This is a genomic window from Bradyrhizobium genosp. P, assembly GCF_049949265.1.
Classification (GTDB): Bacteria; Pseudomonadota; Alphaproteobacteria; order Rhizobiales; family Xanthobacteraceae; genus Bradyrhizobium.
The window spans coordinates 154,403-169,933 of the sequence record NZ_CP188195.1 but is presented as its reverse complement, the minus strand read 5'-3'; the positions used below and the strand labels follow the sequence as shown (position 1 = coordinate 169,933).

Here is a 15,531-nt window from a genome sequence, read left to right as displayed (position 1 = left end):
GCGGAAGCCTAGTTTGAGGGGGACCGAAGAATGAGCACGGAGCAACCGATGACGGGAAGCGGACTGCCGCTGGACGGCGTGAGGGTCGTGGAGATGACCCACATGGTGATGGGTCCGACCTGCGGCATGATCCTGGCGCAACTCGGCGCCGAGGTGATCAAGGTCGAGCCTCCCGTCGGCGACAAGACCCGTTCGCTCGGCGGCATGGGCGTCTCGTTCTTCCCGTTGTTCAACCGCGGCAAGCGCAGCGTCGTGCTCGATCTCGCCAAACCCGAAGACCGCGAGACGATGCACCGGCTGCTCGCGACCGCCGACGTGTTCGTGGAGAATTTTCGCGACGGCCAACTCGAGAAGCAGGGCCTCGGCGCGGCGGAGCTTCGCAAGACCTATCCGGATTTGATCGTCGCCGGCCACAAGGGCTTTCTGTCCGGCCCCTACGAGCATCGTCCGGCGCTCGACGAGGTCGTGCAGATGATGTCGGGGCTCGCGGCGATGACCGGCACGCGCGATAAGCCGCAGCGCGTCGGCTCCTCCGCCAACGACATCATGGGCGGCATGTTCGGCGCGATCGCGATCCTGGCTGCGCTCTACCAGAAGCGTGGTGGCAGCAGGAACGGCGCCGACATCCGCATCGGCCTGTTCGAGAACTGCCTGTTCCTGGTCGCCCAGCACATGGTCGAGTACGAGATGACCGGCCGCAAGCCGCGCTCGATGCCGGAGCGCGAGCACGCGTGGCCGATCTACGACATTTTCGACGCCGCCGGCGGCGACCGCATCTTTATCGGCGTCGTCACCGAAGGACATTGGCAGAGCTTTTGCCGCGAGTTCGGCCTGCAGGAGTTTGCCGGGGATGCCACGCTGCGCACGACGACCGACCGCATCATGGCGCGGGACCGGATCATCCCGCGCGTCGCCGAGGTGATCAAACACTGGAACGTGGCGGATCTGTCGGCCAGGCTCGACGCGCTCAACATCTGTTTCTCGCCGATCAATCGCCCGGAGGATCTGCTGCAGGATCCGCATGTGCTGCGACCGGGTGGCCTCGTCAACAATGTCACGGCCGATGGCAAGCCGTTCCGCGTGCCGGCACTGCCGGTCGAATGGAACGGAAGCAATATCGGCGAGGGCCTGAAGGTGCCGGTGCTTGGCGCCGACACCGACGAGGTGCGCGCCGAGCTCGAACAACAGAAACGCTCATCAACCGGAAACGCTGCGTGAGGCTGTAATGACCCGCATCCACGATATCTATCCCAACGACAGAGTGAGCCTGCGCGAAGTCGGTCTGCGCGACGGCCTGCAGCTGGTGAAGACGTTTCCGTCGACATCGGCGAAGCAGCGCTGGATGCGCGATGAATATGCCGCCGGCGTCAGGCATTTCGAGGTCGGCTCGTTCCTGCCCGCGAAGACCTTTCCGCAATTCGTCGACGTCAGGGACGTCATCGCAACCGTCGCATCGTTGCCCGGCGCGCACGGCGTCGCGCTGGCGCTGAACGAGCGCGGCGTCAACGAGGCGCTGGCCTCCGGCGTCGGAGAAGTTGCGACGGTGGTCTCCGCCACCGAGGAGCACAGCCAGGCCAATGCCAATCGATCCCGCGAATCCGCGATCGCGAACGTCAGGCGGCTCTGCGAGCTGCGCGACGCCAGCGTGCACAAGCCGCTGGTCAATGCCGCGATCTCGATGGCGCTGGGCTGCTCGATCGTCGGTCCGGTCGATCCGAAGGAGGTGCTGCGCCTCACCGAGAAGCTCTACGAGGCCGGTGCCGACATGGTCGCGATCGCCGACACCGTCGGCTATGCCGGGCCGAAGCAGGTCGGCGAGCTGACGCGGGGCGCGGTGAGGATCGCCGGCTCGAAGCCGGTCTGCGTTCACCTGCACGACACCCGCGGCATGGGCATCGCCAACGCCTCCGCGGCACTCGATGAGGGCGCCCGCGTGCTCGACGGCTCGCTCGGTGGTCTCGGCGGCTGCCCGTTCGCGCCGGGGGCCACGGGTAATGTGGTGTTCGAGGATCTCGTGTTCCTCTGCGAGAGCAAGGGATTTGCGACCGGCATCGACCTCGACCGTCTCATCGCGGTGCGCGCGATCCTGAAGTCGGAGATGCCGAACGAGGCCCTGTATGGCGGCCTCGCGCGCGCCGGCCAGCCATCCGGCACCAAGGTGAAGGCGGCGTGATTTCTCAATCGGGGTGGTGTCCTCGCTTGCGTGACTTCTTCTCCCCCGCCGTCGGGATCATCACGACGCGGCCGTAGCGGACGCCGCGTTCGGCGATGATATGGTCGGCGAAATGCCGGACCTCGCCACTGGCGCCCTTCAGCGCCGTGACCTCCATGCAGCTGTCGTCGTCGAGATGGACGTGCAGCGTCGCCAGCGACAGGTCGTGGTGGCCGTGGAAATTCTGCACGAGGCGCTTCGACAGGTCGCGCGCGGCGTGGTCGTAGACATAAACCAGCGCCGCTACGCATTGACCTGATGGTGCCTCCTCCGCGCTCTGCTGCAGCCCGGCGCGGGCGAGGTCGCGGATGATCTCGGAGCGGTTCTGGTAGCCGCGCGCCTCGGCGGCAGCGTCGATCTCCGCGAGCAAATCATCCTCGATGGTGATGGTGATCCGTTGCATGGGCTATCCGTGTTGGCTGGGCGGTCGCGTGACTGTAGCAGGTCTCATCCGATGTCACAGTCGTGCGCCCGCCCGCCGTCGCTAGACCAGCGCCGGCTCCGCCGCGACCGGCGTCATTTCCGCAACCGGAAGCGGTGCCTCCTCGTCAATCTCTTCAGGAGCAAGCGGCGGCGACTTGCGTTCTGGAAACACGCTGAATTCGCCCGCTACCTCCCGGAGCGGCTTTTGCTTGTCGGCCCAGTGCAGGGCCGTGTAGTCGAATCCGTGCACGATGGTGGGTTTGACGACCTCGAAATAGGGCGAGATGTCGAAGTCGCGCGGCATGTAGAGCGAGGAGTCGCGAATATGCAGGATCTCGCGGCGCGCCTTGCGGCTGGCCGCACGCGTGATCTTGGGCAGGATCGGATAGCGCACCGCGTCGAAGGCCTGGGCAATCAGCGCCGAGCAGATGATCTTGGTCGGATCGCCGGAGCCGAACGCGATCATGCGCCGCCGCCAGCGCTGCGGGATCGGCAGCGGGAACAGAAAGCGCGCCAGGTCGACGATGTTCTTGGTGTCGTAGCCGAAGCCGATGCGGTTGATGGCGTAGCGGCACACCGTGGTTCGGTCCTCGTAAGACAGTCCGACCGGACGGCAGAGGCGGGTGTGATAGGGGAGATATTTCGACAGCGGGGCTGACGTCACGCCCTCGCCGATATTGGCCTCGATCAGCACATGCTGTTCGCTGTCGGCTTCGAACGCGCCGTCGATCGGCCCGACAAAGAGCGCGGCATGCGACCAGGTCGACTGCGTCAAATATTTGATGATGCCGGAAATCCGGTTGTTGCCTTCGACCAGCAGAACGTCGCCCGGCTGGATGATGCCACGCAGATGTTCCGGATCGCTCGGCGTGAACGGCTCGTAACCCGGGACTTCCTTTTGCAGGTACCCCGCGATCCATTGGCCGACGGTATCGAGCACGACCCCCATTGCAATCTCCCCCAGCGGTTCTACGACCGCTTATGTTCCCTTATCATGGTCGCGAGCCGTTTCAATTTAGTTCATGCATGACGCGGATCAATCATGATTGATTTACCATGACGGTTGCTGCGATCGGTGAGATACGGCAAAGTTCGCGAAGCGTTCCCCCTTTCCGCAAGTCCCCGGAAACCATGCCTGAAATCTTGCCAGAAAGCTCGCCGGAAGACTTGCCGAAGGACTTGCCGAAGGACTTGCCATGACGATTACCCGCCGCGATTTCCTGTCGGCGTCCGCGAGCCTGGCATTGGCACCTGCGCTCAGTGGGCGGGTCTTGGCTGCGCCGTTGCCGCGCGAGGCTGACATCGTCGTGATCGGAGCGGGCGCTGCCGGTATTGCGGCGGCGCGGCGGATCGCCGCCGCAAACCGCAAGGTGCTCGTGGTGGAGGCCGCCAGCCAGATCGGTGGGCGCTGCCAGACCGACATATCGAGCTTCGACGTGCCGTTCGATCGCGGCGCGCGTTGGATGCACAATCCCGACTCCAATCCGATGATCCGGCTTGCCCGCACGGCCGGCCTCGAGATCGTCACGGCGCCCGCGGGCCAGAAGATCCGCATCGGCCGGCGCTACGCCCGTCCGGGCGAGACCGAGGAGTTTCTGGCCGCGCTGGTGCGCACCAATCGCGCCATCGACGATGCCTCGCGCAAGGCCGATATCGCCTGTGCCGCGGCGCTGCCGAAGGATCTCGGCGATTGGGCCGGTACCGCGGAATTCCTGCTCGGCGCCAGCTTCAGCGGCAAGGATCTGAAGGACGTCTCTGCCGTCGACAAGGTCCGCGCGCAGGATCGCAACGCCGCGTTCGCCTGCCGGCAGGGATTGAGCACGCTGATCGCCAAGCTCGGCGAGCAGCTTCCGCTGGCGCTGTCGACGCCGGCGCAGCGCATTTCCTGGAGCAATCGCGACGTGGTGGTCGAGACGGCATCCGGCAAGATCACCGCGCGCGCTGCCATCATCACCGTGTCGAGCAATGTGCTCACGAGTGGCAAGATCAGATTCGCGCCGGAGATTCCCAAACGCGCGCTCGATGCCGCCGCCAGGCTGAGCCTCGGCAGCTACGATCGCATCGCGCTGCAACTTCCCGGCAATCCGCTTGGACTGTCGCGCGATGACGTCATCATCGAGCAGAGCAATTCGACCCGAACGGCGATGCTCTACGGCAATATCGCCGGTTCGTCGCTGTGCACGATCGATGTCGCGGGCTCTTTCGGCCACGATTTGTCGGCGCAGGGCGAGCAGGCGATGGGCGCATTTGCAGTGGAATGGTTGAGCAAGCTCTATGGCAGCGAGATCGGCGCCGCCGTGAAGAAGACGACGGCGACCCGCTGGAATGCACAGCCCTTCATCCTCGGCGCGATGTCCGCCGCCGCCCCCGGCGGGCAGCTCTCGCGAAAAATCCTGACCGAGCCGATCGGCTGCCTGTATCTCGCGGGCGAGGCCACGCATGAGACGTTGTGGGGCACCGTCGATGGCGCCTGGGAGAGCGGCGAGCGCGCCGCCGATGCCGCGTTGCGGCGGATCGGGGCGTTGAAAGACACGCCGCCGGAAGCCGCCGCACCGGCCGCGAAGCCGCGGCGGCACCACGCGCGGTCCCGCACCGCCTCGCCGATCGACTGATGTCACGACCGAAGGCATTGATCTCCTGGTCGAGCGGCAAGGACAGCGCGTTCGCGCTGCACGAGGTGCGGCGCGCTGGCGAGTTGGAGGTTGTCGGCGCGCTGACGACCGTCACCGAGACGTTCGGCCGCGTGTCGATCCACGGCGTCCGCGAGGAGATCCTGCGGGCGCAGTGCGAAGCGGCGGGATTGCCGCAGCTGACTGTGCGGATACCCTATCCCTGTCCAAACGAAGTCTACGAGGCGCGGATGGGGGAAGCGGTTTCTCAGGCGGTCCGCGACGGCATCACCCACATGATCTTCGGCGATCTGTTCCTGGCCGATATCCGCGCCTATCGCGAACAGAAGCTCGCCGGCACCGGCATCACGCCGGTGTTTCCGCTGTGGGAACGGCCTACGGAGGAGCTCGCGGCCGCGATGCTTGCAAGCGGGCTGGAAGCTTATCTTGCCACGGTCGATCTGAAGAAGCTGCCGGCCGAATTCGCTGGCCGCACATTCGATGCGCGTCTGCTGGCCGACCTGCCCGCGAGCGTCGATCCCTGCGGCGAGAACGGCGAGTTTCACACCTGCGTGGTGGCGGGACCGATGTTCAAGCACCGGCTCGCGGTGACGACAGGCGAACGCGTTGAACGCGACGGGTATGCGTATTGTGATTTGGTGATCGGGTAGCTGATAGCCCGACCCCACAATGTCGTCATTGCGAGCGAAGCGAAGCAATCCATGCCTCAGCATGCGCAGAGCGATGGATTGCTTCGTCGCTTTCGCTCCTCGCAATGGCGGGGTGAGGACCTTCGGGCAGCTACCTGCGGTGTCGTCGCCCGGCTTGACCCAGCGATCCAGTATTCCAGAGGCAGTTGTGCTTGAGCCGATGGGCCGCGGTGTACTGGGTCGCCCGGTCAAGCCGGGCGATGACAGCGGAGGGGGTGCCGCGCCTCACACCGGCAGCTTCAGCTCCATCAGGTCGCGGGCGACGATGATGCGGCCCTTGAAGTGCTTTTTGGCCTCGCTGCTCCAGTCCTCGTCCGTCACGTCAAGCTCGCCTGGTACGAGATGGCTCATCACCAGCACCTTGACATTGGCGGCGTCGGCAATGCGGCCGACGTCCTCGGCGGCGGTGTGGCTCTCGAGCAGATGTTTTTTCAGCGTGGCGCCGTTCTTGACGCGCGCGACAAGCTTGTCGACCCAGGGAAGATAGATCGCCTCGTGCACGAGGACGTCGGCGCCATGCGCGAACTCCGCGAGCTTGGGATTGTAGGCGGTATCGCTGGAGAACACGATGGTGCCGTCCGGAGTCTCGAACTTGTAGGCGAAATTGTCCGTGATCGGAGGATGCGGGGTCCGAAATGCCGTCACCTTCACATCTTCGGTCTGCAGCACTACGCCGTCCTCGGTGATGTCCTTCGCGATCAGAAGCTTGCGGAGATCGGGGCGGCCCTCGTCCTCGATGCGCGTCTCGATGTCAAATTTGTTCAGCTCCCAGTAGGTCTTCGTCATCGCCTCGATGCCCTTCGGCCCGAACGAGTGGATCGGGGTCGACAGGCCGGTTGCCCAGGCGTTGTAGACCAGGTTGCCGTATTCAAGATTGTGGTCGGAGTGGTGATGGCTGATGAAGATGTACTTCAGCGATTCCAGCGGCACGCCGGCGCTGACGAGCTGATGGCTGACGCCCATGCCGCAATCGATCACGAACGGCGTACCGTTGACGACGACAAGGTTGGCGGGATTTGAAGGACCGACGCCGACCCGCGGTCCGCCCTTGGTGCCGAGGAATACGATGCGGGTGCGCAGTTTCGTGGTCTGCGCAAGCACGGTCGGGGCGGCGAGCACGGCGGCACTGCCGAGCGCCAGTTTCAACGCATCGCGGCGGTCGATCATCGGTCTCTCCCCGGAAGTTTCTCGTTATAGTGCGTCAGCCTAGCCGCCGCGCAGAATGCCATCAAGCGCGGGCAGGCCGGCGATGACGGCGGCCGCGATCAGCGCGTAGCAGATCGCGCGGAAGACGCCGTCGCTCGCTCTGCCAAACAGTGAGGCGCCGAACCAGACGCCGATGCCGTAGATGGGACCGACGATCAGCGAGAACTTGATCGATTCGATCGTGATCAGTCCGGTGAACCAGTAGCTCACCAGCGAAAAGAAATCGGAGGCGCCGAAGAACAGCACGATATTGGCGCGCGAGACGATCGAGGCAACCGGGCGGCCAAGCCAGTAGGCGACAATCGGCGGCCCACCGGTCTGCGCCAGACCGCTACAGAAGCCGGAGAGACCGCCAACGCCGACCGACAGCGCGACGTGATCCTTGCCGTGGTAACGCCAGCCCGACAGCAACAGCACGAGAAGTGCTGCGACAAAGCAGGAGATGATCCAGCGCGTCGTGACGGGCTCGAGCACCGTCAGGAAGTAGGTGCCGATCGGGACGCCCACCAGCGCGCCGGCCACCATCACCGCGGTCGCCTTGCGGTCGGCGTGTTTCCAGGCGTTGGGCAGCAATGGCGTTGCTGCCACGAAATCGATCAGCAGCAGCAACGCTGCCACCAGCCGCGGCCCCGCGATGCTGCTTGCGAGCGGCATGAAGATCAGCGCCGAGCCGAAGCCGGAAAATCCGCGCGCGGTGCCCGAGACAAAGGCGATCGCGCAGATCGCAAGTGCGACGTTGGTGCTGACGTCGGAGGGGATGAAGCTGGAGGGGCTCATGCGGGAGGGACGTGACGGCTTTTTTATTGGGGGTCGCAGTCTCTGCTGCACCTCGCCCCGCCTGCGGGGAGAGGTCGAAATTCAGGCGAAGCGTGAATTTCGGGTGAGGGGAGCCTCCGCATACTGCGCTCTCACCTTTTTCGCGGAGAGAGCCCCTCACCCCAACCCTCTCCCCGTAAGAACGGAGCGAGGGGGCGCAAAGGCGCCCTTGTTAGCATCATCCCCGCAGCGTGCCGCCGGTTCGCTTGGTCACCTCGGCCACGACCTTCGCCGCGACCGCGTCGATCTCCTGATCGGTCATGGTCTTCTCGCGCGGCTGGATCGTCACGGCGATGGCGATCGACTTCTTGTCGGGATCGATGCCTTTGCCCTCATAGACGTCGAACACGGTCACAGCCGTGATCAGCTTCTTGTCGACATTCTGCGCGGATCGGACGATGTCGCCGGCCTTGACGCCGCGGTCGACAATGAAAGCGAAGTCGCGCGACACCGGCTGGAACGCGGAAAGATCGAGCAACGGCTTGGCGCGGGTCGCCTTCTGCTTGCCTTCCGGAACGCGTTCCAGGATCACCTCGAACGCAATCATCGGACCGTCGGCGCGGAGCGTCTCCAGCGCGCGAGGATGCAGCTCACCGAAATAGCCAAGCACGTTCTGCGGACCGATCTGGATGGTGCCGGAACGTCCCGGATGTAGCCAGGCGGGGCCGCCGGGCACGATCTGGAGCGCCTGCATCGGTGCTCCGGCCGCTGCCAGCACCGCGAAGGCGTCGGCCTTGGCGTCCATCGCATCCGCCGTCGACGAGCCCGACCAGCTGCGCCCGAGCCCGCTGGACGAGGCATAGCCGTGGCGAACGCCGGCGGCCGCGATCAGTTCATCCTCCGGCCGGTCACCGATGAAGACCTGACCGACCTCGAACAAGGCCACATCCGAAAAGCCGCGGTTGATATTGGCCTGAACGGCGGTGACGAGACCCGGCAGCAGGCTCGGCCGCATGTCGGACATGTCTGATGCGATCGGATTGGCGAGCGACAGTTCAGGATGGCCGCGGCGATTGGCCTGCGACTGCACAGGGGGATCGCGGTCGAACAATTCGGCTTGCGGCTTCGAAATGAACGACCAGGTCACGGCTTCGACCATGCCGCGCGCGGCCAGCGCGCGCTTGGCACGGCGGGTGCGATTCTGCAGCGGCGTCAGCACCGGCTTGCGCGGCGCGTCGCCGCGCTCGAACGGCGTCATCGGCACCTTGTCGACGCCGACGATGCGCACGATCTCCTCGACGATGTCAGCCTTGCCCTGCACGTCGGTGCGCCAGGACGGAATCGCGATCTTCACCACGGGACCGCTGCCGGCCATCATGAAGCCGAGCCGGTTCAGGATCAGCTTGACCTCGACCAGCGGCACCTCGATGCCCGCAAGGCGCTTGACCTCGGTGAGCGGAAAATCGATCACGCGGTCCTCGCCGAACCGCTTGCCGACCACGACATTCTCGGACGGCGTGCCGCCGCAGAGATCGAGCACCAGTTTGGTGGCGAGTTCGAGCCCGGGCACCATGAACGCCGGATCGACGCCGCGCTCGAAGCGATAGCGCGCGTCCGAATTGATGCCGAGCTTGCGGCCGCTCTGGGCGACGTTGATCTCGTTCCACAGCGCCGATTCGATCAGCACGTCGGTGGTGCTCTCATCGCAGCCCGAGGCCTCGCCGCCCATGATGCCGGCAAGCGATTCGACGCCGTGCTCGTCTGATATCACGCAGACGCTGCTGTCGAGTGTGTAGGTGCGGCCGTCCAGCGCGAGCAGCGTCTCGCCGTCCTTGGCACGGCGTACCCTGAGATTGCCCTTCACCTTCTTCGCGTCGAACACGTGCAACGGCCGCGCGCGGTCGTAGGTCACGAAGTTGGTGATGTCGACCAGCGCGTTGATCGGACGCAGGCCGATCGAGGTCAGCCGCTTCTGCAGCCATTCCGGCGACGGGCCGTTCTTCACCCCGCGCACCAGGCGGAGCGCGAAGCCCGGGCACAGCGCAGCGTCCTCCACGGTCACCTGCACCGGACAGGGGAATTCGCCCTTGATCGGCCTGATCGCGGGATCCTTGAACCTGCCCATGTCGGCGGCGGAGAGATCGCGCGCGATGCCGTGCACGCCGGTGCAGTCCTGGCGGTTCGGCGTCAGGTTGATCTCGATGACGGGATCGCCGAGCGCGGCCCAGTCGGCATAGCCCTTGCCGATCGGTGCGTCCGCCGGCAGCTCCATGATGCCGTCGTGGTCCTCGGAGATTTGCAGTTCGGCCGCCGAGCACAGCATGCCGCGGCTCTCGACACCCCTGATGGTGCCGACGCCGAGCGTGATATCCTTGCCGGGAATGTAGGTGCCCGGAGGGGAGAACACGCTGATCAGGCCGGCACGCGCATTCGGCGCACCGCAGACCACCTGCACCGGCGCGCCGCCGTCACCGGTGTCGACCATGCAGACGCGCAGGCGGTCGGCATTCGGATGCTGCTCGGCCGAGATCACGCGCGCGATGGTGAACGGCGCAAGCTGCTTCGCCTTGTCCTCGATGTTCTCGACCTCGAGCCCGATCATGGTGAGCTTGTCGGCGAGCTTTTCCAGCGGCTCGTCGGTCTCGAGATGATCCTTCAGCCAGGAGAGGGTGAACTTCATGACGATGGCTTCTCTTGTCCCCTCTCCCGCTCGCGGGGGAGGGTTAGGGTGGGGGCTCTCTCCGCGACGGCAGCGGCGATTGTTTCTAGGACGCCTGTGCGATTTGTCATGACGTCGAGATTGCTGAAGCGAAGAACCTTGAAGCCTTGGGATTCGATGACGGCCGAGCGCGCGGCGTCAGCGCGTTCGCCCTGATCCGAAAAATGCTGGCCGCCGTCGAGCTCGATCACAAGTTTCGCGGCGTGGCAAACGAAGTCGGCGATGTAGTTGTCGATCGGTACCTGACGGCGGAAAGTTATGCCGTTCAGCCGATCGCCGCGTAGCTCCGACCAAAGAATTCGCTCCACGTCCGTGGAGTTCTTGCGGAGTGCCCGTGCATTCGAACGAAGCTTGTCGGAGACTTTCCAGTTCGGGTGTTCAGGATCGACCATTGGCAACCCCATTGTGGAGAGACCCCCGCCCCAACCCTCCCCCGCAAGCGGGAGAGGGAGTTCAACCGTTCGCGGCGAGGAAGTCTTCGTACCCATTTGAGCAAACCCTATCCATTCCCTCTCCCGCTTGCGGGGGAGGGGCAGGGTGGGGGCTCTTTCCGCGACGGGACCGAGCGTGAGACTCACGTGCTCAGCCCTCCCGCCAGCGTCGGGATGTCTTGCGGCTTGAAGCCGTAGTGGTTGAGCCAGCGGACGTCGCTGTCGAACAGTTGGCGCAGATCGGCGATGCCGTATTTCAGCATCGCGATGCGGTCGATGCCCATGCCCCAGGCAAAGCCCTGGTAGACGTCGGGATCGATGCCGCAGGCGCGCAGCACGTTCGGGTGCACCATGCCGCAGCCGAGAATCTCCAGCCAGTCCTCGCCTTCGCCGAAGCGGATCTCGCCCTTGTCGCGGCGGCACTGGATGTCGACTTCGAGCGACGGCTCGGTGAATGGGAAGAACGACGGCCTGAACCGCATGTTGATGTGGTCGACCTCGAAGAACGCCTTGCAGAACTCGTGCAGGATCCATTTGAGGTGGCCGAGATGCGAGCTCTTGTCGATGACGAGGCCCTCGACCTGGTGGAATTGCGGCGTATGCGTCGCATCGGAGTCGATGCGGTAGGTGCGGCCGGGGCAGATCACCCGGATCGGCGGCTTCTGGGTCAGCATGGTGCGCACCTGCACCGGCGAGGTGTGGGTTCGCAGCAGCATGCGCGAGCCGTCCTCCTTCGGGTTGAAGAAGAAGGTGTCGTGCATCTCGCGCGCCGGATGGCCTTCCGGGAAATTCAGCCTGGTGAAGTTGTAGTCGTCGGTCTCGATGTCGGGACCTTCGGCGACCGAAAATCCCATATCGGCGAAGATCGTGGTGAGTTCGTCCCACACCTGGGTCAGCGGGTGGATGCGGCCGGCTTCGGCCGGCGTCTCGCGCAGCGGCAAGGTGACGTCGATGGTCTCGGCGGCAAGACGCGCATCGAGCGCCGCCGACTTCAGCACATCGCGCCGCGCGGTCAGCGCCTGTGTCACCGCATCCTTGGCGAGGTTGATCGCAGCACCCTGCGTCTTGCGCTCGTCCGGCGACATTTTTCCAAGGGTTGCAAGGAGCGCCGAGATCGAGCCCTTCTTGCCGAGGGCTGCGACGCGCACCGCCTCGAGGGCGGCTTCGTCGCCGGCAGCGGCGATCCGGTCGAGGATTTCGGATTGGAGGCTCGCAAGATCGGTCATAGCAATCCCTTACTGGCCAGGATGCTAAGCCGATGCTCCTGACCCGTCATGCCCGGCCATAGCACGTCTGCTCTTGTGCAGACTGTGCAAAGTTGTCGGCCCTGCCGGGCAGCCACGTCTTAGAGTGCGAGAGAAGCCGTCATGCGCGTATCGTTCGGCGCGAAGACGCGCTTCGCGCTTTCACTGGCCACCGCAGCTCGAACTGAGCAAACGGGCGACGGGATCAAGCCGCCAGCGCGGCCTTGGCCTTCTCGGCGATCGCCTGGAACGCAGCCGGCTCGGTGATCGCGAGATCCGACAGCACCTTGCGGTCGACCTCGATGCCCGACTTCGAGAGGCCGTTGATAAAGACGCTGTAGGTCATGCCGAATGGACGAACCGCGGCATTGATGCGCTGGATCCAGAGCGCGCGGAAGGTGCGCTTCTTGCGCTTGCGGTCGCGGAAGGCGTACTGGCCGGCCTTTTCGACGGCAGCCTTGGCGGCGCGGATGGTGTTCTTGCGGCGGCCGTAAAAGCCCTTGGCGGCCTTGTAGACTTTCTTGTGCTTGGCGTGAGAGGTCACACCGCGTTTGACGCGAGACATGACGGAAATCCTTGGATCTAAAAGTGGTGACTGGAGGCCTGCGCGGACGCTGGCCTAGGTTCAAGCGGATGGACGCGATCAGGCGTTCGGCAAGAAGTACTTCTTGACGTTGTCGCCGTCGGTCTTGAACAGCACGCGGGTGCCGCGGAGCTGACGGATCTGCTTCTTTGTCCGCTTGATCATGCCGTGGCGCTTGCCGCGCTGGGCGTGCATCACTTTGCCGGTGGCAGTCACCTTGAAGCGCTTTTTAGCGCCCGACTTGGTCTTCAACTTGGGCATTTGGCTCTCCTATCGCCAACGCGAATATCGCCCTAAGAGGCGTTCGGCCGGCTAAAATGCTCGTTAGAGCGTTGGAAGTGCTAAGGTTTTTCCCGAATTGGAGAGAACCCGCACAAAACGTCGCCACGGCAGCCCTTGATCAGCCGGTCGACGAAGCCGGGCTTATGACAGAGGAAACGCAGTTTTGCAACGATGAACCGGGCAACCGGCTCGCGTGACTGAGAGGCATTGCAGTCACCCAAGGTGCGATGGCCATGACCCATTCCTCCCCATCCGGTTCCCTTTTTGCCGGTTTCCCGCCCGCCCGCGCCGTGCGGGCGCTTCCCCTGCTGGCCTGCCTTGCGGCCGGCTTGCTAGCGGTAGGCTTGGCCCCTTGCACCGCCGACGCCAAGACGAGCCCGCGCGCAGCGGCGCCTATGACGGCGTCTGGAACGTGGTCTTCGCCACCACCCAAGGCGTTTGCAGCTCCGGCCAGATGGTCCCGTTCACGGTGACCGGCAGCCGGGTGTCCTCGGCCGGCGGCGGCCGCGTGTCGGGCGTGGTCAACCGCTCCGGCAGCGTCGCGGTTCAGGTCTCAATCGGCCGCTCCCATGCCAGCGGGGGCGGTCGGTTGGCCGCCGGAGGCGGAGCTGGGACTTGGCGCGGGGAGATCACCGGCGACCGCTGTAGCGGCACCTGGCAGGCGACGCGGACGTAATCGTCGCGCAAAACGAAAACGGCCCGCCAGACATCTGACGGGCCATTCCCTCTCGGCAATCGAACAAATTCGAATTAGCGCGGCGCCAGTACCATCACGACCTGGCGGCCCTCGAACCTCGCGTCCTGCTCGACCTTGGCGAACTCGGCGACGTCGGCCTTCACCTTGTCCAGCAGCTTGGTGCCGATCTCCTGGTGCGCCATCTCACGACCGCGGTAGCGCAAGGTGATCTTGACCTTGTCGCCTTCCTCGAAGAAGCGCTGCATCGCGCGCATCTTCACGTCATAGTCGTGATCGTCGATCATCGGGCGGAGCTTGATCTCCTTGATCTCGACGACCTTCTGCTTCTTGCGGGCTTCGGCGGCTTTCTTCTGCGCGGAATACTTGTACTTCCCGTAGTCCATGATCTTGCAGACGGGAGGACTGGTGTTCGGCGAAATCTCGACGAGATCCATACCGGCATCCATGGCCATCTTGATGGCCACAACGGTTTCCACGGTGCCTTTGTTGACACCCTCCACGTCAATCAGCTGGATCTGCGCGTTGCGAATCTCATCATTGGTGCGCGGCCCGTCTTTGGCGACTGTCGGCGGGGCTCTATTGGGACGGCGAATGGGTAGCTCTCCAAGATTGTGAAAGGGAAGGCGGATATTTTGAAGCAAGACGCCGCCATGGGCAAGCGAACTCGCAAGGTCTGCGGCAAAACCGTCAAATGCGAGGCATTTTGGTCACGCCCGGCACATATAGCTCGCGCGCGCGCTGTGCAAGGCATAAGGCCGCAGCCGTTGACCGATGCCGTCAGACAATTGAAAAGCAGAGATCTGACATCCGAGTGACCGAGCCATGAACCAAGCTGCCGCATCTGATGAGGAACCCGCCTTTATCGAGGTCGGCGAGGGCGTTGGTCGGCGCCGGATCGCTGTGCGTGCCCGAAACGGCAACAATCCCGGCAGCGCAAGCGGCGCGCCCGGCAGCGCAAATAGCGCGCCGGGGCTGTTCTGGCTCGGCGGATTCAAATCCGACATGAAGGGCACCAAGGCGGTCGCGCTGGAAGCTTGGGCCGCCGAGCACGGCCGGTCCTGCATCAGGTTCGACTATTCCGGCCATGGCGAATCCGGCGGCCAATTCGTCGACGGCACGATCGGCCGCTGGCTCGAGGAGAGCGCGGCGGTGTTTTCGGAGTTTTGCCGCGGGCCGCAGGTGGTGATCGGTTCCTCGATGGGCGGCTGGATGGCGCTGCTGCTGGCGCGCGAGATCATCAGGCGCGGCAACGGCGCTGCGTCGCTCGCCGGCCTGGTGCTGATCGCGCCCGCGCCTGATTTCACCGAGGAACTGATGTGGAAGGCGTTTTCGCCCGAGATCCGCGCCGAGATCGAGACCAAGGGCGTCTGGCTCCGGCCGTCGGAGTATGACGACGGCACGCCCTATCCGATCACCCGCCATCTGATCGAGGAGGGCCGCAACCATTTGCTGCTCGGTAGCCAGATCGATGTCGGCTGCCCGGTGCGCATCCTGCAGGGCGCACAGGATCCCGACGTGCCGTGGAAGCACGCCTTCGCGCTGGTGCATCGGCTGCCGGCCGAGGACGTCGTGCTGACCATGATCCAGGACGGCGATCATCGTCTGTCACGGCCGCAGGACATCGCGCGGATCATCGCCGCGGTGGCGGAGATCGGCTAG

General features: G+C 64.6%; 16 protein-coding genes. 6 read left to right on the top strand and 10 right to left on the bottom strand.

Annotated elements, in window-relative coordinates; genetic code table 11:
• Positions 1-48: 48 nt before the first annotated feature.
• Positions 49-1,218 carry a CaiB/BaiF CoA transferase family protein gene (locus ACP2YO_RS00845; RefSeq protein WP_426443506.1) on the top strand — a complete coding sequence of 390 codons (1,170 nt, stop codon included), beginning with the start codon at positions 49-51 and terminating at the stop codon, positions 1,216-1,218.
• Positions 1,219-1,225: 7 nt separating this feature from the next.
• Positions 1,226-2,173, top strand: coding sequence for a hydroxymethylglutaryl-CoA lyase (locus tag ACP2YO_RS00840; protein WP_426438213.1), 948 nt, complete (start codon positions 1,226-1,228; stop codon positions 2,171-2,173).
• Between the two features lie 4 nt (positions 2,174-2,177).
• Here the strand turns inward: ACP2YO_RS00840 and nikR are convergent, their stop codons facing one another.
• Positions 2,178-2,615, bottom strand: a complete 438-nt coding sequence (gene nikR, locus ACP2YO_RS00835) for a nickel-responsive transcriptional regulator NikR (RefSeq protein ID WP_426438212.1) — start codon at positions 2,613-2,615, stop codon at positions 2,178-2,180.
• Between the two features lie 81 nt (positions 2,616-2,696).
• On the bottom strand, positions 2,697-3,584 hold the full coding sequence (locus ACP2YO_RS00830; RefSeq protein WP_426438211.1) for a YiiX/YebB-like N1pC/P60 family cysteine hydrolase: 888 nt from the start codon (positions 3,582-3,584) through the stop codon (positions 2,697-2,699).
• Between the two features lie 247 nt (positions 3,585-3,831).
• Between ACP2YO_RS00830 and ACP2YO_RS00825 the strand changes: the two genes are divergently transcribed.
• Together ACP2YO_RS00825 and ACP2YO_RS00820 are read left to right on the top strand one after the other, a co-directional pair.
• Positions 3,832-5,247: a flavin monoamine oxidase family protein gene (locus ACP2YO_RS00825; protein ID WP_426438210.1), complete on the top strand. Its 1,416-nt coding sequence runs from the start codon at positions 3,832-3,834 to the stop codon at positions 5,245-5,247.
• Entirely contained in the window at positions 5,247-5,915 is a 669-nt protein-coding gene (locus ACP2YO_RS00820) for an ATP-binding protein (RefSeq protein ID WP_426438209.1), read from the top strand. Before ACP2YO_RS00825 ends, ACP2YO_RS00820 begins: the two co-directional genes overlap by 1 nt.
• A 264-nt stretch (positions 5,916-6,179) precedes the next feature.
• Here ACP2YO_RS00820 and ACP2YO_RS00815 read toward each other — a convergent pair whose 3' ends face one another.
• The 7 genes from ACP2YO_RS00815 to rpmI form a co-directional block, all read right to left on the bottom strand.
• On the bottom strand, positions 6,180-7,121 hold the full coding sequence (locus ACP2YO_RS00815; protein WP_426438208.1) for an MBL fold metallo-hydrolase: 942 nt from the start codon (positions 7,119-7,121) through the stop codon (positions 6,180-6,182).
• Positions 7,122-7,160: 39 nt separating this feature from the next.
• Complete coding sequence (locus ACP2YO_RS00810; protein ID WP_426438207.1) at positions 7,161-7,937, bottom strand: sulfite exporter TauE/SafE family protein; 777 nt, start codon at positions 7,935-7,937, stop codon at positions 7,161-7,163.
• 217 nt (positions 7,938-8,154) lie between these two features.
• Positions 8,155-10,596 (bottom strand): phenylalanine--tRNA ligase subunit beta, encoded by a 2,442-nt coding sequence (gene pheT, locus ACP2YO_RS00805; RefSeq protein ID WP_426438206.1) that lies wholly within the window; start codon positions 10,594-10,596, stop codon positions 8,155-8,157.
• On the bottom strand, positions 10,593-11,027 hold the full coding sequence (locus ACP2YO_RS00800) for an endonuclease domain-containing protein (RefSeq protein ID WP_426438205.1): 435 nt from the start codon (positions 11,025-11,027) through the stop codon (positions 10,593-10,595). Before ACP2YO_RS00800 ends, pheT begins: the two co-directional genes overlap by 4 nt.
• A gap of 182 nt (positions 11,028-11,209) precedes the next feature.
• The gene (gene pheS / locus ACP2YO_RS00795) at positions 11,210-12,292 is read right to left on the bottom strand and encodes a phenylalanine--tRNA ligase subunit alpha (RefSeq protein ID WP_426438204.1); all 1,083 of its coding nucleotides are present in this window, start codon (positions 12,290-12,292) and stop codon (positions 11,210-11,212) included.
• Between the two features lie 223 nt (positions 12,293-12,515).
• Positions 12,516-12,875, bottom strand: a complete 360-nt coding sequence (rplT, locus tag ACP2YO_RS00790) for a 50S ribosomal protein L20 (RefSeq protein ID WP_426438203.1) — start codon at positions 12,873-12,875, stop codon at positions 12,516-12,518.
• A gap of 78 nt (positions 12,876-12,953) precedes the next feature.
• Complete coding sequence (gene rpmI / locus ACP2YO_RS00785; protein WP_008539890.1) at positions 12,954-13,154, bottom strand: 50S ribosomal protein L35; 201 nt, start codon at positions 13,152-13,154, stop codon at positions 12,954-12,956.
• Positions 13,155-13,527: 373 nt separating this feature from the next.
• Between rpmI and ACP2YO_RS00780 the strand changes: the two genes are divergently transcribed.
• Complete coding sequence (locus ACP2YO_RS00780) at positions 13,528-13,851, top strand: hypothetical protein (protein ID WP_426438202.1); 324 nt, start codon at positions 13,528-13,530, stop codon at positions 13,849-13,851.
• A 74-nt stretch (positions 13,852-13,925) separates the two neighbouring features.
• Here the strand turns inward: ACP2YO_RS00780 and infC are convergent, their stop codons facing one another.
• Positions 13,926-14,465: a translation initiation factor IF-3 gene (infC, locus tag ACP2YO_RS00775; protein WP_426443505.1), complete on the bottom strand. Its 540-nt coding sequence runs from the start codon at positions 14,463-14,465 to the stop codon at positions 13,926-13,928.
• Positions 14,466-14,694: 229 nt separating this feature from the next.
• Between infC and ACP2YO_RS00770 the strand changes: the two genes are divergently transcribed.
• Positions 14,695-15,531, top strand: a complete 837-nt coding sequence (locus ACP2YO_RS00770; protein WP_426438201.1) for an alpha/beta hydrolase — start codon at positions 14,695-14,697, stop codon at positions 15,529-15,531.